Here is a 17,477-nt window from a genome sequence, read left to right as displayed (position 1 = left end):
CTGTGCAGTCGATGTAATATCTCCTGCTGCAAAAGCGATCGATGGGTCCGTTTTTGGGCCAGGCTCCCCTTTCACATAACCCATTGCCATTTCGATTGGATTTTCAACGGTGAAGGAAGAGTCGCCCATGCCTGCTGGCTTAAATATATTCTCAGTAATGTAGTCTTCGTATGACTGACCCGATACTTTTTCAACAATCATCCCCAGTAAGAAAAATCCGGAATTGCTATAACTGAACTTTTTGCCAGGTGTGAACTTTATTGGTTTGTCCTTAAACAAATCGACTAGCTCTCCCTTTGAGTACTTGTGGTCAAGTTCGAACTCCTTCGTCTGAAAATAATCAACATACCCTGAGGAGTGGCTCAATAGATGATGAAGCGTAATGGACTCACTGTTCGGAAGATCAGGATAATATTTGCTTAATGGATCTTGAACGGAGAGCAGTCCCTTTTCTTCCAGTTGCATGATCGCTGTAGCTGTAAACGTTTTTGAAATGGATGCGATTCTAAATTTAGTATTCGGCTGATTAGCGAGGCCTTCCCCCTTGTTGGCCATTCCATACCCTTTTTCCATGACAATGTTACCGTCTTTGGCAACGAGAACGATACCGCTGAAGTTTTCCTTTTTGGCCATGAATGTATCCAATTTCTTTTGTAGATCCCCCGGCAGTTTAGATGGATTGGAGTATCCGAACAATAATACCGCTGCAATCGATACTATAAGTAGAATAAATAAACTATATAAAGTTCTTTTTAGTATTTTTTTCACAAATTATCCTCCTGAAATCCGCTATTTGTGTAAGTTGTTCGTAAAGTCGCATGACTCGATTCAATTCCATTCATCATGCTTTAGTCCACATACGTCTTGAAGCGGCCACAGCACCCGCTAATAATACGACAATAAACACGCTGGATAGAACTATCGCTAACCACATATTCTCCCCCMCTTGACCTTTCAGCAGGATTTGCCCCGCTTCGCCTGTCAATCGGCTCGGACTCCACTTCATCGTATCACCAAGCACCTGAGTGAGAATAGCAAGAACGGCGGCTAACGCTAATGAAATAAAGGCTATTCCTCCAGTTGATTTCAGAATAGAGCTAAGGAGAAGGGTTATCGTATTAATGAACATTAGCCATAAAGAGAAAATCAAATAGCTGGTCCATACCAATTGAAAGGGGATACTATCGAAAAGAACACTAGTATAATACCAGGTTCCGAACTGCCCAAGCCCAACAGCCGCTAGTGTAATGACATTCATCCCAGACCACTTCGCCAGAATATAGCTCGTGTGCGACACCGGCTTAACCAGCACCATGATGACCGAACCGGACTGCCGTTCTGCAGCAACGATCCCCATGAAGGAAAGAGCGAGCACGAGCAAGCCAAGCGTCCCATATTGAGACAAGGACTTCACCATAATTTCTTCAGATGTTGGAAGGGGAATCAGCTTTGCTGCGTCTGCTGCAACCCCTCCTGCCTCCAATATTTGAGGCATATAATAAKAGGTAACCGGATTCGATATTCCAAGAAACAGAAACACAAGAGGAATCCATAACCATTTATAATTGCGTGCACTCTCCAGCATTTCCTTGTGAAACAGAAGTGTCCACGTACTCATGCTTGCACCGCCTTCATAAACAAATCTTCCAACGAGGAATTACCAACCTCGAAGCTCTCAACTTCCATTCCTAAGTCGGCTATCTCCCTTAAAAGGGATTGCCTCGCCTCAGGTATGCTGGTAACCTGCAGGGTAATCCTGCCATGCTCGAATTCGATTTCTTTTACGAATGGCCGATTTTGTAAGCCTTGAATCCACTTCGGAAGGGCATTTCCGACATTAATTCGAATCTGCGGCTTCTGATGATTTAACATTAATTGTTGCAGATCTCCCTTCACAACAATACGCCCTCGATTCATAATGATGACATCGTCGCTTATTTCCTCCGCATCATGCAGGACATGGGTGGAGAAGAGAACCGTCGTTTCCCGCTTCATTTCTCTCAGAAGCTCCATGACTTCCCGACGTCCCTGCGGATCAAGCGCAGACACCGGCTCATCAAGAATAAGCAGCTTAGGACGATGAATGATCGCTTGTGCCAATCCGAGCCGCTGTTTCATCCCTCCGGAATACCCGCTGATTTTACGTTTCGCCACTCCCTTCAAACCTACGCGTTCCAACAGTTCATCTGCTCGGCTTACTGCTTCTTTCGACGATATTCGAGCAAGCTTACCTGTAAATTCAAGAAATTCTTTGCCGCTCATCCAATTAAAGAACGAAGGGTATTGCGGCAAATAGCCTATCGACTCCCGTAGATCTTTCTGAGCTTCGTCCGTAAATTGGATTGTTCCAGAAGAAGGCTCCAGCAACCCGGAAAGCATCTTTAAAGTCGTTGTCTTACCTGCTCCATTAGGACCCAGAAGAGCCATACAACGACCCTGTGAGATGTTAAATGATAAACCATCGACAGCGGTACTCGTTCCAAACCGTTTGACTAACCCGCTTATCTCAAGCAAACTCACGATTCACTCTTCCTTCCAACTGTAAAGTAAACAATCGAACCAAGTATATTACCTAGGAGAATAACGAACACCCATAACAGCTTCGGTCCTCTTGTCGTTTCTCTTCTGTACAAGTCCACAAACGCAATAATCATTAGAATAAGTTGAATCACTACGATAGGCAGTATAACGGCTAGATTAAGATCTTGTAATTGCATGATAATTCCTCCAATTGAAATGTAATTAGATGAGCAGAATTCCTACGATTATTGTCGTGATGMCGATAGCTGCAATGAACAAGCTAGACCTTCCGATCGATCGAGCAACCAATTTTACTGTAATCATGTTTACCGAGCTATGCAGCGGAATAAGCAGCATAACCGACCAGGGATAGAAGGCGACAATCAACGTGCATCCAATATGGAAAGCGGATGCCCAAATTCGCTCTAGAATTCCCCACAAAGGGCTGGCTTGAATCGTGCCCTGCGCTTCAAGAAGCTGCTTTGCCTGTAACGCCTTCTCATCGGTCCGATTCGCAAGTGTTGCGATGATAACGATATTCACCATTACGAATATCACTTCTATAGCCGCCCAACCTTGGCCAATCGAGATCGCCCAGGATGATGATGCGGATGTAACCGCCAATAGGACAAGCCTTGCGCTTTCCTCCAGCACCCCTGAGCTTGCGACGATGATGTTCTTCGCTCTTTCCTGAGGCATTCTCATAACAAGCGCACTCAGTGGCCCCCTCAACATCAGCGCGATGAACCAACCAAGCGCCCCTAGTCCGAATGCATTCCATTCCATCTTATAGCCTAATGCCCAAAAACCGAACCAAAAAATGAGAGGAACTAGAATATACATCGGTAAAAAAAGGAGCGATCTTCTCGTTGCATGATTGAAGCTTTCAAAATTTGAATCTTGATTCTGGACTGTCGTGCTCATTGTTCTTGTCTCCTTCATTTGTCTTTTGTTGCCCRATATCGGCTTCAGGAATGACAATCGTTGAAATCAATCATCGCCTTCTCCCCCTCCGGCCCAATTTCCGCATACTTCTGGTATCGCTCCTTCATTTATAATCATCTGAACCTTTTTTGATTGAGGATTTCTAACTAGAATTGTGATAATAATTCCTCCTAGCGTCTAAATAGACAAAATAACTAAATGGAACAGATGATTTCCGTAACATCCTCCCTCTCACACAGCACTTTCAGATCATCTAGAACGAGATGAATGCCTTCAGGATCAACTGATTAACCATGCAACACACTCCCGGAAAATAAATGAACCGCGTGTCATTTATTATAAATGACACGCGGTTCATTTTCAATGTATTTTACCATTATTTCTCTGAATTTGCTCCAAGCAAGACCATCAACTGAATTGTCAATTGATGAATTTGCTGTACAGCATCCGTTTGCTGTGATCCAAACGCCAAACTATGCAGCATTATACCGTCTAGACAAGACATCATATATTTCACGATTTCATCCACTGATYGAGTTGGTTTGAATTCCCCTTTTTCTACGCCCCTACGAATCACATCAATAAATATTGCAGTCACACGGATGTGCCTATTCACAAAAAAATCCCGCACTCTCTGCTCTCTCCACCCTGCTGTACAAAACTCATAGATTGCAGGCACTACGCTATCTACAAGACTATCAATCGATTGACTTGTCTCTTGCAAATAACTTGTTAGTACACCTCGTACGGATTCATGATTCTCTTTTAGCAACGTCGACATTTGCTTCTTAAGCTGAGAATCTACATAATCGATTAAAGCAAAAAAGATAGTCATTTTATCCTTGAAATACAAATAAATCCAACCCCGACTCATCCCTGCTTCCTCAACAATGTCCTTCAGCGTCGCTTGTTCATACCCTTTGCGTTTGAACACCTCTGACGCTGATAACAGAATTTGTTCAATCCGTTGCTCCTTATGTTCATCAGAGACTTTTGGCATAACCGCATCACTCCATATCAGTACATTTATGTGAAATTAAAAAGCTTAATTAATATCTAATTTCAATAGCATGTCCCTAATCAAAGCATATTCACTATATTCATCCTCCAATAGAATAACGTCCAAAATACAATAAAGTAATTCGAGTATAATTGGTAACCGTTAACAGCCCTTTAGCTGAGAAGACTACCTATATGCTACTGTCGGCAGCCTTCTTCTGTTTTATTGAGCTAAAGTACCCGTTAACAGTTTCCCTTACTTTACATCCTTATCATGAATAACGCCGAACATTCCTGTCATTCCTTCATGCTTTTTAAAGCCGTATTTATTATAAAAAGATTCTTTACCTTGTGCTGCAAACAAACCGACAAATGATTTTTCGGGAGCGTTTTCCTTTAAGTATTCTTGGATAGTTTCCATTATTAATTTGCCTATTCCTTTGTTTTGATGCTCAGGTAAGACTGCTATATCCTGAATGTAAAAATAGATTCTCCCGTCACCAATTACTCTGCCCATTCCCACTACTTCACCTTGGTATTGGACAATTACACCAAACAGCGATTGGTTTAAAGATTCTTCTGCAACTTCGAAATTCATATAATCTTCCCAACCAACCGCACAACAAACCTTTATATATTCTGATATCGTTGGAACTCTTTTTAGAATTAAAAGATTATTTTCCATAATAACCCTCCTTTCGATGGAAAAAGAACACATTTGAGTATTCGACGAATTCATTGAAGAAACCTGCCCTTTACTTCAACGAGGCTGCCGATTGATGCCGGCAGCCTCTTCCTGATTTCTTATTGAACAAATGTTATCCGTTGGTTGGGCGGTTTAACGGTTAAAGAAACTTTTAGCTAACTACATCGCAGGATACCGTAAATTTCATACCTATCGTCTGCATTACATTTCCTTCAATCTCAATAAAGCCTTCTTCGCCTCTATATTTGGGCAATACAAATAACTCCTGCACCGAATAGTCCACATCTTCTGCAACATAAGGAGGGGAAGTAACCAGGATAAACCCGACGATTTTTTCATTAATTAAATAAGCTTGTCTTATCTTATTTTGCTGAATTATATCATCACAGTTTTCAAATTTAGGATACTTAATTGCGAACGACTACCTTCGTTTTAACTGGTATGTGATCATAAAGCCATTTTGCATCTGAGATTGTTAGACGGAAACAACCATGGGAAGCCTTTTGACCAAGTTTTTTTGCTTCTTCTTCAATTACATTCCCRTTCTTATCCATGGCCACTGTATGGAACAAAAACTCTCCGTGGTTCTTCCACGAAACATAGTATTTCGCGCCTTCATGTTCGGAATTGTTATAAAACCATTCGCCTCTTTCTGACTGGACATAGAACGTACCCTTAGGTGTTGAATTGTCTGGGGACGTATCTAGCCCTGAAGAAGTCACCATGGTGTATAATGTACGTTCACCATCTTTGATGTAAACTCGTTGCTTGTCAATAGAGACATCGATCCATATAGCTTCCTCCTTCGAGACCTTTGGGTATTCTCCTCCAGAAGGTTGTGTCCAATCTACTACTGGCTGAGAATCTCGGGAAGGTAAATCAGCTATGTTTTGAGACGACAACGGTTCCTCAGGAGCGGTTACCGCTGCATTTGGTATTGTATTCAATTGTGTCACTACTACCGCTTTAGCGGACTGGCAACCACTCAAAACTATACTAACAATAATCAGAATTCTAAAAAGCGAAAACAAACGAAACATAAGTATCCCTTCCTTTTATAGATGAATCACGCATATAATCTTGTAAGGAGTGAAATGAAATATCACTCTTTGTGCCCTATGAAGATCATGCGTGGAGATAGATTATCATCATTGACTTGGCCTTCATAACTACCATAAACTTTATCAACAACTAGATTAGCGCGATTCATCATTTCCAACATCATAAGTTTGTCGTAGAGTTTAATCTGCTCTATGTAGTTACGATCAGATGCTCCTGTCTGAGAAATCTTAATTCGCTTTCGAACGTAACCGCCTTCTATACTCCGTTCTTCCTTTATAACCAGTCCCTCTTCTTCTCGTTCCGAAGCAGCAACCAAATGTGTTGTCACGTAACCTGGGTTTAAATAATCTATAATGTATTGACCCCCTGGCTTTAGTAGTCTGTAGACTTCATGAAGAACTTTTTGATTTTCATTATCAGACTCAAAATATCCAAAAGATGTAAATAAATTCACAATAGCATCAAATGATTGTTCCCGCGGTACTGCTCGCATGTCACTAAGCAGCCACTCAACTTTACCGTCCCTGTCATTGTTCTTAGCTTCTGACAATAAAACTTGAGACAAGTCAACTCCCGTTACGAGGTAACCAAACTCGGTTAATGCCATCGAATGACGACCCATCCCACAGCATAAATCAAGAATGGTAGCTTCCTTTGGTAATTGTAGCCATTCAACCATTTCTTTTACCTCGTTGTAAGCTMCTTGATGATCCCTATGCTTATAAACCATTAAATAATCTTGACCAAAGCTATCTTTATACCAATCTTTCATAATGTCACCTCACTCATTTCCTTTAAGTGATTATATGTAATAATTACGATTAAAACGCAATAAAACTTAGGAATCGGATCCTTCAGTCCGACAAGGAAGCACAGTCGCTCTTATGATTTAAACTGCACGCTGTACAATAACCATACACATCAAGTTTGTAACTAATTGGTTTGAAGCTATCCGTCACCGTGGGGAGATCGAAGCGCTCCGTCTTCGCATCAATGGGAATCGTCCGTTCGCAGTCAACACAGATCAAATGATACTTGGGATGCTCTGGATCCATCATGCGATAGCGAACCTCCTCCCCGAGAACGAAGGGTTCAATGATCATCAACTCAGTAAAAAGCTTAATATTCTGATATACGGTGCCATAGCTCAGTCCGAGGAATGTTTTCTCTAGCTTTTGATAGATATCAATCGCAGTCAGAGGTCGCGTGGACTCTTGAATTAAATGGATCATAGCTTTACGTTGCTCGGTTAACTTGGAGCCTTTCTTTGCCAGCTTTCGAAACGGCTCAACCAAATCCTTCCCACAAGGCTCAACCATTCAAATGCTCCCCCCTCCACTGACCTCTTGAAAAAATTCAACTCGATCCAACTGCCTGTCTTTCACTTGGCAAGCTTCTCGGATGATAAGCCTCATAACCATGAAGGATTATATCGTAACTCCATTCACTATCTTCGATAATCATTCTACGCTTGGCTTTCAGTATAATTTGCTCAATATCAGCAAAGCTGCAGCCCTGCAATAGTTCCTTCGATTGCTCAATGAGCGCACTATTACCTGCCGAACCCCCAATTAATTTCGTTAGAAATAGTCCCAACTCGTCTTTGTTAGGCAAAGCATAATTCATGCGTGTGTCAAACCGGCGCCAAACTGCATTATCCAATTCCTCTTCCAGATTCGTCGCAGCTATAAATATACTGTTGCCTTGAAATTCATCGAGACATTGAAGGAGGGTATTCACGACCCTGGCCATCTCTTTCACTTCATCGATCGAATCCCTCGCTCTTGCAACAGCGTCAAATTCATCCAGAAACAGTACACATTGCGCTAGTTTGGCGAATTCGAATATTTTTCGAACGTTCGAACCGGTTTCACCTAGATGACTATGTATGATCGCATCTAATCGAACAACAATGAGTGGCAATTCCAGACGATGAGCTAGATAAAAGGCTGTTAGCGTTTTCCCAGTTCCAGGAGGGCCAAACATCACGATTTTATTCGGAATTGGTACATCCGCTTCCTCGAATTTCGCTTTCATATTCTGTATGGTTATGAACTCTTCCACGATCTGCTGATTATTTGCTTGCAGGACAATATGCTTTATCTTTTTCAAACATTCATCAGGTGTATAGACAGTTGCCGTCTCTATCCCCTTGGATTTAGGGAGACGTATGTTTTTCTTAATGGTCACCAATGCTGCTCCTCACTTCGTTGTTTGTATTGAACCAGCAAGATCTAAGAATTCGAATGTTTCCGCACATTCCTGAAGCAGTCGACAGAAAGAACGGTTGTGGCCTATGTAAAAGGATGAAAGATCGTATCGATTCCTTCCTGGTTCAAAGGATACCAATACACGATGTTTCATGCGCTTCATTGTCAAATGAACGAATTGCTCTGCTTGCTCTGAGGCTATTAAAGTTAGATACGCATACAGGGAATGGTCTTCAGGCTCATCGAGAGGGCTAACACCCGCGCAAGAAAATTCAGTCACGATGCCCTTCTGCTGAAGGGATGTCAACGCTGGAAACAATTGCAGATCAACAAGGATACTTCCAAACAATGTGGTCAACTTCACCTGCTTGCGCTCCTTATCTCGAGCTGCCCATAGCAGTAATTCCTCTCCGCGGCGATGCCACTGCGCTTTGGAGTGTTGGCTCATTATGATTTCTTTGTCCTCTTTGGCATTCATCCTCATCAGACGGCCAGACCTCCTTCGGATATCTCTTTATTAAACAGGAAGCCCGGACAAGCAGCCCGGACTTCCTATGTTATCCTTATCGCGTTTCACGATGAAGCGTCACACGATTCAACCTTGGACAAAACTTTTTTAACTCAAGACGAGCTGGGTTGTTTCTTTTATTCTTGGTCGTTGTGTAGTTTCTATCACCTGTTTCAGTACATGCCAAAGTAATTACGACTCTCATTCCGTTCACCTCCTATCGGTAACCTCTCAATTGATGCTATTGCGGCAATGKACAGGCTTCTTCTAATTCCATCATCGAATTCGGCAAGGGATCTTCAAATTGATTCCAATCGCCTTGCAGTTCAGCATCCGTTAATAAGCAGGCATCTAGCGAGGCCACAATTTCAGCACGATCCATCTCTATCCCAATGAAGACAACTTTATTAATCCGATCACCATAGGTGTCATCCCAGTGCTTAATTTGATCTGCATCTTCTTCAAGAACTGCCTCTCTTTCGCCATCTGGAAGCGCAGACACCCAATATCCTGCTGGGCCGAACTGAATGGAAGGACCTGCCTGGCTTAAATTCTGAGCATGGTCATTACGAGTCGCCAACCACATGATGCCTTTCGCCCGAACAATCTCAGCTGGCCAATCTTCCATCCAGCTCATCAAGCGTGAAGGCTCGAAAGGCCTTACTCGTTCATAGACAAAGGAGGAAATACCGTATTCTTCCGTTTCAGGGGTATGGTTTTCCTTCTMCATTTCTCTCATCCAACCTGCAGATGTACTAGCCTCATCGAAATTGAAGAGATGCGTATTCAGAATTTCTGCGGGAGCGACCATTCCCTGCACGGAACGAATGAATTTCGCTCTTGGCTGTAACGCGCGAAGTACACCMTCGAGCTCCTGCAGCTCCTCTTCTTCCAGCATATCGCATTTGTTCAAGATTAGGACATCACAGAACTCAATCTGATCGATGAGCAGATCTACAACTTCTCGCGTGTCATCTTCCCMAACGGCTTGACTGCGTTCAAGCAATGTTTCTCCTGATGAATAATCGGTCCAGAAGCGATAAGCATCGACTACGGTCACCATCGTGTCCAGTCGGCAGAATTGTGTCAAATCTATCCCTTTTTCCTCATCCAAGTAGCTAAAAGTCTGTGCAACGGGTAAAGGCTCACCAACGCCAGTTGATTCAATGAGGATATAATCAAATTTCTCCTCTTTGGCTAGCCGCTCCACTTCATTCAATAAATCCTCACGAAGGGTACAGCAGATACAGCCATTGGACATCTCCACTAGGCTTTCACTCGTCCGAGACAGTCCGTTGCCTTCTCTTATCAGATTGGCATCGATGTTGACTTCGCTTAAATCATTTACAATGACGGCTACCTTCAAGCCATCCCGATTATGCAGCACATGATTTAACAGTGTTGTTTTACCGGCTCCCAAGTAGCCGCTTAATACTGTGACAGGTATTCTACGATCTAACATCCTCATACTCCTTTTATTCGTAAATTTTACGTATATTACGCAAGCGATAAGCAACCACATGGTTTTCTTGGTTGCTTTTTATTCATTTAACGCTTTCTTCAATGCTTCCAGATTATTGCTCATAACACCAATGTAGTCTAGATTTTTCTTCTTATCTTCATCCGTTAAACCCTCGATTGGATTAAGGACATCCGTTTTGGCGTTGATTTCTTTGGCAATTGTTTGAGCCACTTTCGGATCCACCAACGTCTCAAAAAAGATCGTCTTTACCTGATTATCCTTGGCAAATTTGATGATGTCCGCCATCTTACCCGGAGCTGGTTCTTCTTCAGGCGAGAGTCCTGCGATTGGCACTTGTGTGAGGCCATACTCTTTAGCTAAATAACCGAAAGCGGCATGCTGCGTTACGAAATCTTTCTGTTTGACACCTTTGAGAGCGGTTCGGTACGATTCATCCAAGGATTTAAGCTTTCCGATAAACACATCAGCATTTTTACGATAGTCATCTTTATGTGCAGGATCTGCTTGTGCTAAACCATTAAAGATAGTTTCAACCTCTTTCTGCGCTAGAATCGGATCGAGCCAAACATGAGGGTCCAAGATTTTACCGCCATCAGCTTCTTTATGACCTTCTTCCTCTTCCTCCGGTAGGCCTTCCATTAAATCAATGCCTTTACTTGCTTCAACGACGACTCGCTTCGTATTCGCGGCACTCTTCAATGCTTGTTCTGCCCAGCCTTCAACAATACCGTTGTAAACAAAAACACCGGCTTCCTTCACTTTTTTCATATCTTTCGCACTTGGCTCCCAATCATGCGGCTCAGCGCCTGCAGGGATTAAAGCAATGACATTCGCATGGTCACCAGCTACCTGCTTAGTGAATTCGYACATTGGGTAAAAGGTTGTTACAACATTTAGCTTTCCATCACTAGAAACCGTCTTAGAAGCACATCCTGTTAAAAGTACAGTTGATAATGCAGTGAATGCGAGTGATTTGGCTACCCATGTTTTTTTCATTTTCATGATTCCCCCAATTTAATTTAAAATGATAAGTTAGTTAGATCGATTCGTTAGTCATTTGATGTATGCTGCGAAATGCGCTTTCTTCTGTTTGAAGCTTCTTTTTGTTACTTGCTTTACTGAGCTTCACTAAAACTTTTTTGACACTTAATCCAGCAATTAGAACGATTAGCAACAGAATGGCAATTGTTCCTCCTGGAGGAGTACTGAATTCATAAGATGCGGTTAGCCCGGAGAAAACCCCCAGCAAACCAATACCCATTGCAATAAAAAGTGACGAGGTGAAGCTAGGTGCTATGCGTATGGCCAGTGCCGCAGGAAGCACAATAAGTGCCGAAACAAGAAGCACACCAACGATAGGCATAGCGGCGGATACAATCATGCCGGTTAAGACACTAAAACCAAGCGAAATCCATTTCACAGGGAGTCCATTTGTCTTTGCTGTATCTTCATCAAATGTAATCTGATAAAGCGGACGACGAAACAGAATAAAAAAAACGCCTCCAATCAAAGCAACGGCTAGCATAAGCAGGAGCTCAGTTTCATTCACGGCAACGACAGAACCGAACAAATAAGCAGAAAATCCTTTATTAATACTTTGATTTAGACTCATAATAATTACAGCAGAAGACAAACCTCCAACCATAATAATGGCTACCGAGATTTCGCTATAAGACTTATAGGACCGCCTTACATATTCAACAGCAATAGCACCCAAAGTGGCTACAATAAATCCGGCTAAAGTTGGATTTATGTGCAAGTAGGCGCCACCTGCTACGCCTGCCAAGGAGACATGAGAAAGCATATCTGCCATAAGCGCTTGCCTTCGAAGCATGAGATACACACCGAGAACAGAGGCAATAACAGCAATTAACCCACCGGCACAAAATGCCCGCTGCATGAAGTCGTAGTGCAACATTTCCATCCTCCATCCTCCATCCTCTCCAACTCAATAATCCGATCAAGATAAGGTGCAGCTTCAGCAAGTCCGTGTGTCACCATGACGACTGTTCTCCCATGAGCCTTCACTTGATGGTGCATGAGCTGGTAGAAACCGAAGCGACTTTCCTGATCCATTCCTGTCGTTGGTTCATCGAGCACAAGCATATCGGGCTCCTGTGCAAGAGCTCTGGCAATGCATATCCGCTGCTTCTGCCCCCCAGAGAGCTCCCCAATTTTACGTTTGCGTAAATCCCACATACCCACCTGCCGCAACGCATTCTCCGTCAGTACATCATCTTCCTTGCGAAGCTTTCGAAACCAAGATCCTTTGGCATATCTGCCAGAACGTACAAACTCCAATATGGTACTCGGGAATCCACTGTTGAAAGCTGAAATTTGCTGCGAGACATAACCTACTTGCAACTTCTTGCCCTCTTCATTCGAAGGAGAAAGGAAGACATTCCCCTTCCATGGTTGAAGTAAACCCAACAAGAGTTTAAGCAGCGTAGATTTGGCTGCACCGTTTGGACCGGTCACAGCAACGAACTCTCCTAACTTGATCTCTATATTCGCATCTTGGATACATGGCATATCGTTATAGCCAAACTCGACTCCCGTTAAAGAAGACACTAGCATACATGCAATCCCTCCCTGATTATATATGTAAATATTACGAATAATCATCAAAAAAAATTACAAACTTTGTTTGAAAGACTTTCGTTATATGTAATAATTACGATAATTACTTGTTTATTCGTAATAATTACTTATTACAACAAGAAATATATCTTTTTTAAGAAGCTGTGTCAATAACCAATTTGTAGAGCAGCCTGCTCCATTCGTTAAATGAATGAAACAGGCTGCTCTCGACTACCCCATTTTATATTTATATGTTCAAACTTTGACAATCATCACAAATGCCATAGATCTCAAATCGGTGGCTCGTAATTTTAAACTTACCAGGCAGTGGCATTGCTGCTTCCATGGGACAGTAATCAAACGTCAGCGTTTTCTCACAATGCGTACAAATTAAATGGTGATGATGGTGATGCAAGCAAGTGCTGCGAAATTTTAATCCYCCATCCATAAAATAGAACTGCTCTAGTGCCCCCATATCGCTTAACAAACGCAGGTTTCTATAAACCGTATCGAAGCTGACACTCGGATAGGAAATTGCCATTTGATCATAGACATACTTTGGAGTTAAATATCCATCGTACTTCGCAAAGATTTCTGCAAGCGTGCGTCTTTGCTCGGTTATTCGCCAACCATTTCTCATCATAATCCCGATCATTTCTTCCACTGTTGTTTTGTCAGCCATGTTCTTTTTCCCTTCTAAGTTGAGCATATATTTCTAATATTGATACTTAGGATTGAGTTAGTCAAGAAGTATAAACGTACGTTATAGAGGTAATTTTACTGATTTGACTTTTTGGATGTGTTTCAATTACTATGTAATAGTAATGTTTACGAATAAGGAATGAGGTCTTTCAAACTAACTAATCGAGGTGACTTTTCATGAAAAAAGGGATACATCCCGCATATTATGATGTTATTTTTTTCGATGCAAGCTGTGGTTACAAATTTTTGGGAGGTTCGACACGCACGTCCAAAGAAACGATGCAGTGGGAAGATGGACAGACGTATCCTGTTATCCGCGTAGATGCAAGCTCAGCGTCACATCCTTTTTACACGGGCAAACAGAAAATTATGGATACCGGTGGTCGTGTTGATAAATTCAACAAAAAGCTTCAATTCAAACAATAATTTAATAACTAAGGAGTGATTCCATGTCCAACGTATCTTTAGAAACAGATAACCGCGTTCCGGTTACTGTCTTAACCGGTTTTCTTGGCTCAGGCAAGACTACATTGCTAAATCATGTCATGACGGCAGAACATGGCGAGAAAATTGCAGTTATTATCAATGAGTTTGGTGAAATAGGCATTGATAATCAACTGGTCGTGGGTGCAGACGAAGAAATATTTGAAATGAATAATGGGTGCATTTGCTGTACGGTTCGTGGTGATCTCATTCGCATATTGGACGAGCTTATGGAAGCGAAGAATGGTTTGAACGGACGCAAGCAAGTTCATTTCGATCGTGTACTGATTGAAACTACTGGTTTGGCGGATCCTGCTCCTGTTGCACAAACCTTCTTTGTTGACGATCAAATTGCGAATAATTACAGACTGGATGCGATTGTTACCGTTGTGGATTCGAAACATGCGGAGCAGCAGCTTGACCGAGGACATGAAGCGCAAGAGCAAGTTGCTTTCTCTGATGTGCTTCTTGTGAACAAAATCGACCTCGTTACCGAAGAGGAACTTCTTAAGCTGGAGCAACGCTTACGGGCTATGAATCCTGCTGCCAAGCAGTATCGTACACAACAATCGAGTATTGATATCCGTCATATTCTCGGGCTTAACGCTTTTGAATTGGATAAGAAACTGGAACTCGACCCCGAATTCCTAGAAAGCCACGACCACGACCACGATGATGAAGTGAAATCACTCTTTTTCCGTGAAGAACGACCATTAGATCTAGATAAACTAGAGCAATTCCTCAAGGTTTGGTTACAAGAACACGGTACAGATACGCTCAGGTATAAAGGCGTTCTTCAAATTAAGGGTGTTGAAAAGCGCATTATTTTCCAAGGTGTACATATGCTATTCGCTTCTGCGCCCGATCGCAATTGGAAATCAAATGAAGTTCCGATGAGTGAGTTTGTTATTATCGGACGCAATCTGGACGAGAAATGGTTCAAGTCTGCATTTGCAGATTGCGTAGCTTAAAGAAACAGTTATATGGAAATAAAGGAGCCGATTGGCTCCTTTATTCATTCCTATAGCAAGAGGTCAGAATCTATGTTAACTTCAAAGCTATCTCTGTAAATCTCCTCTTAAAGCATTAGTTAAGGCTTTGACCCATTTTATCCAGGGATGCTTGTATCTCAGCTTTAGAGAAATTCTCACCAATAAACACAGCTACGTTCTGAACAGTAGCCTTGGGATTTATTTTAATAAACTCGACTTCACGATACGCATATTGGAATAAATAGAGGTTCATTCCCATCACATCCTGGAAGTGCAGGATGCCTTTCGCCCTATAAACCTGCTTGGGAAGCTTGCTTATCACTTCTTCAAATGCATCCATTTCGATGGGATGGTCGAAATAGTGTGTGTAGACCATGACATGATCATGGGTATGGTGATGGCCACTCTCGTTCTCCTCGTGGTCGTGTTACTCACAAGCATGTTCAAGTTCAAGTTCATGTTTATGTTCGTGCTCACAGGAATGCCCCTCCTGATGGTTTCCCTCATTAATAAGGGCATGCTTGTCCACTGTGCGGTTTAAGCCATCAAGCACATGCATATCAATGTTACAGTACACCGTGCCATGGATTGGCGCATAGGGGTTCCAGCCGCGAATAATCCCTTCCAACCCGTTGAGCTCTCCAGACGTTATCTTGTCCGTTTTATTGATAATAAGCAGCGAGGCACAGCGGATTTGATCCTGCATAAGACGGTAGGTTTTGCCATTGTTGCCACGGCTTAAGGAGAGAAGGTGCGGCGCATCAACCACAGTAATGATGGACTTTAAATCTACTTGCAGAATCAGCGAAGCATCTGTTACGCCTTCAATAATCTCAATAGGATTAGCTACGCCGGTTGATTCTATAAAAATCACATCCGGTTGATGCTCCAAATAAAGACTTTGGAGCGTCATTCCCAAATCACCACGAATGGTGCAGCAAATGCAGCCACTGAGCATCTCTGCCATAGGTACTACATCACCTACAATCAGTCCATCCAAATTGACGTCACCGATTTCATTCATGATTACAACAGGCTTTTTGCCTGATTCGGTGTAATAGTCTAATGCCTTCTTTAGTAATGTGGTTTTCCCACTGCCTAAGAAACCTGAAAAGATGTGAATTGGTACTGTAATATTCATATAGTTCATTCCCCGCCGACATTTCTTTAATAGTAATTTTTACGATGTTTAATGATAGGGTGGCGCAGCTTTTCATTCTAATTCAAGTTATGCCTTCGAAGTGCCTTCGGCTGAGTTGCCAGAGGACATAAAGGTATCTTTGAACAAATAAACAACCTGCTCCTCCAGCAGATCGCCAGAAGCATGCTTACGTACGAGTTCTTTCGCTGTTTGAGGTGTGATATTTTTGTACCAAACACCTTCAGGATACGCAATCACTACACAAGCATCTACACATCTGCCATTACAGCGCGTACGTGTCGTATGAATCCAGTTGTCAGCTCCAAGCTTCGATATTTCTTCACGAATCGCTTGCGTTACTTCTTCCCCCTGGCTGTTCATACAGCTCCCTCCATTACATATAAGCARATGACACCTAGTGTCCTGCAAATTCCATGTTGTCATAGGAAATATTCTTCCTCCTTTCTTTTTTGACAGAACGCCTAGCACTGCATATACTATTCGTAATACTTACGATTATAGTAATTGGCTATCACATTTACAAGGAGAATAACCATGCTATTTTTTTTGGCTCTCTTCCTCCGGTGACAGGTAATAAGCCATTTGCAGTGAGTAACTATTAGAAGCACGCATTCTATTCGGCTCGATATACGACATAGCTCGTCGGTGTTTCACGTAGGATCACTTGTAAACAACGTGGCTGATTCCACATAGGATCAAGAAATTGCTGAACGAGATGACAAATTGTTTCAGCCACAATTTCAGTTGTAGGAAATCTATGCTCAAAGTCAGCGTGTTCATTCAATAGTGTATGATCGTAGCGTTGGTGGATGACTTTCTTTAACAATTTGAAATCAACCAAAAACCCACTATCATCAAGGGTATCTCCTACAATTGTAAGATGAACCGTATACGTATCTTATTAGTAACAATTACTATTATATTAGTAATACCTTATCAAGCCTTACTACGACACGTCAAATATAAATCACATCGCTTTTTCAAATCTTGCAGCAAACTGTTTTTTATAATACAATTTAATTCGTAATCATTACATTTTAATTCCGAGTAAAGGAGTCCTCCTTTTGAGCAAAGTTCCCGTGATTGTTATGAGTGGTTTTTTAGGCAGTGGCAAAACAACACTGC

23 protein-coding genes and 1 pseudogene are annotated in these 17,477 nt (G+C 42.2%); 2 read left to right on the top strand and 22 right to left on the bottom strand.

Translation table 11 applies throughout. The features are described from left to right. The 18 genes from AC1DLM_RS31655 to AC1DLM_RS31570 form a co-directional block, all read right to left on the bottom strand. Positions 1-768, bottom strand: a 768-nt coding sequence (locus AC1DLM_RS31655; protein ID WP_477572194.1) for a serine hydrolase domain-containing protein, incomplete at its 3' end; no start/stop codon positions are given. A gap of 73 nt (positions 769-841) precedes the next feature. Next, a complete protein-coding gene (locus AC1DLM_RS31650) occupies positions 842-1,618 on the bottom strand; it encodes an ABC transporter permease subunit (protein WP_477572193.1) in 777 nt (258 codons plus the stop codon). Next, positions 1,615-2,520, bottom strand: coding sequence for an ABC transporter ATP-binding protein (locus AC1DLM_RS31645; protein ID WP_477572192.1), 906 nt, complete (start codon positions 2,518-2,520; stop codon positions 1,615-1,617). Before AC1DLM_RS31645 ends, AC1DLM_RS31650 begins: the two co-directional genes overlap by 4 nt. Then, positions 2,517-2,717, bottom strand: coding sequence for a PLD nuclease N-terminal domain-containing protein (locus AC1DLM_RS31640; RefSeq protein ID WP_477572191.1), 201 nt, complete (start codon positions 2,715-2,717; stop codon positions 2,517-2,519). The genes AC1DLM_RS31645 and AC1DLM_RS31640 overlap by 4 nt, the downstream gene beginning before the upstream one ends. A gap of 25 nt (positions 2,718-2,742) precedes the next feature. Then, positions 2,743-3,444 carry a YhfC family glutamic-type intramembrane protease gene (locus tag AC1DLM_RS31635; RefSeq protein WP_477572190.1) on the bottom strand — a complete coding sequence of 234 codons (702 nt, stop codon included), beginning with the start codon at positions 3,442-3,444 and terminating at the stop codon, positions 2,743-2,745. A 397-nt stretch (positions 3,445-3,841) separates the two neighbouring features. After that, positions 3,842-4,465, bottom strand: a complete 624-nt coding sequence (locus tag AC1DLM_RS31630; protein WP_477572189.1) for a TetR/AcrR family transcriptional regulator — start codon at positions 4,463-4,465, stop codon at positions 3,842-3,844. Between the two features lie 255 nt (positions 4,466-4,720). After that, on the bottom strand, positions 4,721-5,149 hold the full coding sequence (locus tag AC1DLM_RS31625; protein ID WP_477572188.1) for a GNAT family N-acetyltransferase: 429 nt from the start codon (positions 5,147-5,149) through the stop codon (positions 4,721-4,723). A 428-nt stretch (positions 5,150-5,577) separates the two neighbouring features. After that, positions 5,578-6,210, bottom strand: a complete 633-nt coding sequence (locus AC1DLM_RS31620) for a L,D-transpeptidase (RefSeq protein WP_441992306.1) — start codon at positions 6,208-6,210, stop codon at positions 5,578-5,580. 62 nt (positions 6,211-6,272) lie between these two features. Next, a complete protein-coding gene (locus tag AC1DLM_RS31615) occupies positions 6,273-7,004 on the bottom strand; it encodes a class I SAM-dependent methyltransferase (protein ID WP_477572187.1) in 732 nt (243 codons plus the stop codon). An 82-nt stretch (positions 7,005-7,086) separates the two neighbouring features. Continuing rightward, positions 7,087-7,551, bottom strand: a complete 465-nt coding sequence (locus AC1DLM_RS31610) for a Fur family transcriptional regulator (RefSeq protein ID WP_441992308.1) — start codon at positions 7,549-7,551, stop codon at positions 7,087-7,089. Between the two features lie 37 nt (positions 7,552-7,588). Continuing rightward, positions 7,589-8,422 carry an AAA family ATPase gene (locus AC1DLM_RS31605; RefSeq protein ID WP_477572186.1) on the bottom strand — a complete coding sequence of 278 codons (834 nt, stop codon included), beginning with the start codon at positions 8,420-8,422 and terminating at the stop codon, positions 7,589-7,591. Positions 8,423-8,434: 12 nt separating this feature from the next. After that, the gene (locus AC1DLM_RS31600) at positions 8,435-8,926 is read right to left on the bottom strand and encodes a hypothetical protein (RefSeq protein WP_477572185.1); all 492 of its coding nucleotides are present in this window, start codon (positions 8,924-8,926) and stop codon (positions 8,435-8,437) included. Between the two features lie 79 nt (positions 8,927-9,005). Next, positions 9,006-9,155 (bottom strand): 50S ribosomal protein L33, encoded by a 150-nt coding sequence (gene rpmG / locus AC1DLM_RS31595; RefSeq protein WP_171636579.1) that lies wholly within the window; start codon positions 9,153-9,155, stop codon positions 9,006-9,008. A 36-nt stretch (positions 9,156-9,191) separates the two neighbouring features. Then, complete coding sequence (locus AC1DLM_RS31590) at positions 9,192-10,412, bottom strand: GTP-binding protein (protein ID WP_477572184.1); 1,221 nt, start codon at positions 10,410-10,412, stop codon at positions 9,192-9,194. 78 nt (positions 10,413-10,490) lie between these two features. Beyond that, entirely contained in the window at positions 10,491-11,429 is a 939-nt protein-coding gene (locus tag AC1DLM_RS31585; protein WP_477572183.1) for a metal ABC transporter substrate-binding protein, read from the bottom strand. A gap of 40 nt (positions 11,430-11,469) precedes the next feature. Beyond that, the gene (locus AC1DLM_RS31580) at positions 11,470-12,357 is read right to left on the bottom strand and encodes a metal ABC transporter permease (protein ID WP_441992312.1); all 888 of its coding nucleotides are present in this window, start codon (positions 12,355-12,357) and stop codon (positions 11,470-11,472) included. Further along, positions 12,303-13,010, bottom strand: a complete 708-nt coding sequence (locus AC1DLM_RS31575; protein WP_477572182.1) for a metal ABC transporter ATP-binding protein — start codon at positions 13,008-13,010, stop codon at positions 12,303-12,305. Before AC1DLM_RS31575 ends, AC1DLM_RS31580 begins: the two co-directional genes overlap by 55 nt. A gap of 250 nt (positions 13,011-13,260) precedes the next feature. Then, positions 13,261-13,695, bottom strand: a complete 435-nt coding sequence (locus AC1DLM_RS31570; RefSeq protein ID WP_441992314.1) for a Fur family transcriptional regulator — start codon at positions 13,693-13,695, stop codon at positions 13,261-13,263. A 197-nt stretch (positions 13,696-13,892) separates the two neighbouring features. Between AC1DLM_RS31570 and AC1DLM_RS31565 the strand changes: the two genes are divergently transcribed. Beyond that, positions 13,893-14,141 carry a type B 50S ribosomal protein L31 gene (locus AC1DLM_RS31565; RefSeq protein WP_441992315.1) on the top strand — a complete coding sequence of 83 codons (249 nt, stop codon included), beginning with the start codon at positions 13,893-13,895 and terminating at the stop codon, positions 14,139-14,141. 23 nt (positions 14,142-14,164) lie between these two features. Next, entirely contained in the window at positions 14,165-15,169 is a 1,005-nt protein-coding gene (locus tag AC1DLM_RS31560; RefSeq protein WP_477572181.1) for a CobW family GTP-binding protein, read from the top strand. Between the two features lie 115 nt (positions 15,170-15,284). Here the strand turns inward: AC1DLM_RS31560 and AC1DLM_RS31555 are convergent, their stop codons facing one another. The 4 genes and pseudogenes from AC1DLM_RS31555 to AC1DLM_RS31540 all read right to left on the bottom strand — a co-directional run. Further along, on the bottom strand, positions 15,285-15,566 hold the full coding sequence (locus tag AC1DLM_RS31555) for a CobW C-terminal domain-containing protein (protein ID WP_477572180.1): 282 nt from the start codon (positions 15,564-15,566) through the stop codon (positions 15,285-15,287). Between the two features lie 51 nt (positions 15,567-15,617). Further along, positions 15,618-16,331, bottom strand: a complete 714-nt coding sequence (locus AC1DLM_RS31550; protein ID WP_477572179.1) for a CobW family GTP-binding protein — start codon at positions 16,329-16,331, stop codon at positions 15,618-15,620. Positions 16,332-16,418: 87 nt separating this feature from the next. Next, positions 16,419-16,712 (bottom strand): (2Fe-2S) ferredoxin domain-containing protein, encoded by a 294-nt coding sequence (locus tag AC1DLM_RS31545; RefSeq protein ID WP_441992318.1) that lies wholly within the window; start codon positions 16,710-16,712, stop codon positions 16,419-16,421. A gap of 253 nt (positions 16,713-16,965) precedes the next feature. Further along, positions 16,966-17,247 (bottom strand): annotated as a pseudogene (locus tag AC1DLM_RS31540) (6-carboxytetrahydropterin synthase); the annotation flags it as partial. Positions 17,248-17,477 lie beyond the last annotated feature (230 nt).

This window comes from Paenibacillus sp. 01T442, assembly GCF_056398345.1.
This window is presented reverse-complemented; position numbering and strand designations above follow the sequence as displayed.

Excerpts from the sequence above, each read along its gene's own strand:
- AC1DLM_RS31560 (WP_477572181.1), top strand. The coding sequence starts at position 14,165 with ATGTCCAACGTATCTTTAGAAACAGATAACCGCGTTCCGGTTACTGTC.
- AC1DLM_RS31565 (WP_441992315.1), top strand. The coding sequence starts at position 13,893 with ATGAAAAAAGGGATACATCCCGCATATTATGATGTTATTTTTTTCGAT.
- AC1DLM_RS31625 (WP_477572188.1), bottom strand. The coding sequence starts at position 5,149 with ATGGAAAATAATCTTTTAATTCTAAAAAGAGTTCCAACGATATCAGAA.
- AC1DLM_RS31640 (WP_477572191.1), bottom strand. The coding sequence starts at position 2,717 with ATGCAATTACAAGATCTTAATCTAGCCGTTATACTGCCTATCGTAGTG.
- AC1DLM_RS31555 (WP_477572180.1), bottom strand. The coding sequence starts at position 15,566 with ATGGTCTACACACACTATTTCGACCATCCCATCGAAATGGATGCATTT.
- AC1DLM_RS31550 (WP_477572179.1), bottom strand. The coding sequence starts at position 16,331 with ATGAATATTACAGTACCAATTCACATCTTTTCAGGTTTCTTAGGCAGT.
- AC1DLM_RS31545 (WP_441992318.1), bottom strand. The coding sequence starts at position 16,712 with ATGAACAGCCAGGGGGAAGAAGTAACGCAAGCGATTCGTGAAGAAATA.
- AC1DLM_RS31580 (WP_441992312.1), bottom strand. The coding sequence starts at position 12,357 with ATGGAAATGTTGCACTACGACTTCATGCAGCGGGCATTTTGTGCCGGT.
- AC1DLM_RS31610 (WP_441992308.1), bottom strand. The coding sequence starts at position 7,551 with ATGGTTGAGCCTTGTGGGAAGGATTTGGTTGAGCCGTTTCGAAAGCTG.
- rpmG (WP_171636579.1), bottom strand. The coding sequence starts at position 9,155 with ATGAGAGTCGTAATTACTTTGGCATGTACTGAAACAGGTGATAGAAAC.
- AC1DLM_RS31575 (WP_477572182.1), bottom strand. The coding sequence starts at position 13,010 with ATGCTAGTGTCTTCTTTAACGGGAGTCGAGTTTGGCTATAACGATATG.
- AC1DLM_RS31600 (WP_477572185.1), bottom strand. The coding sequence starts at position 8,926 with ATGAGGATGAATGCCAAAGAGGACAAAGAAATCATAATGAGCCAACAC.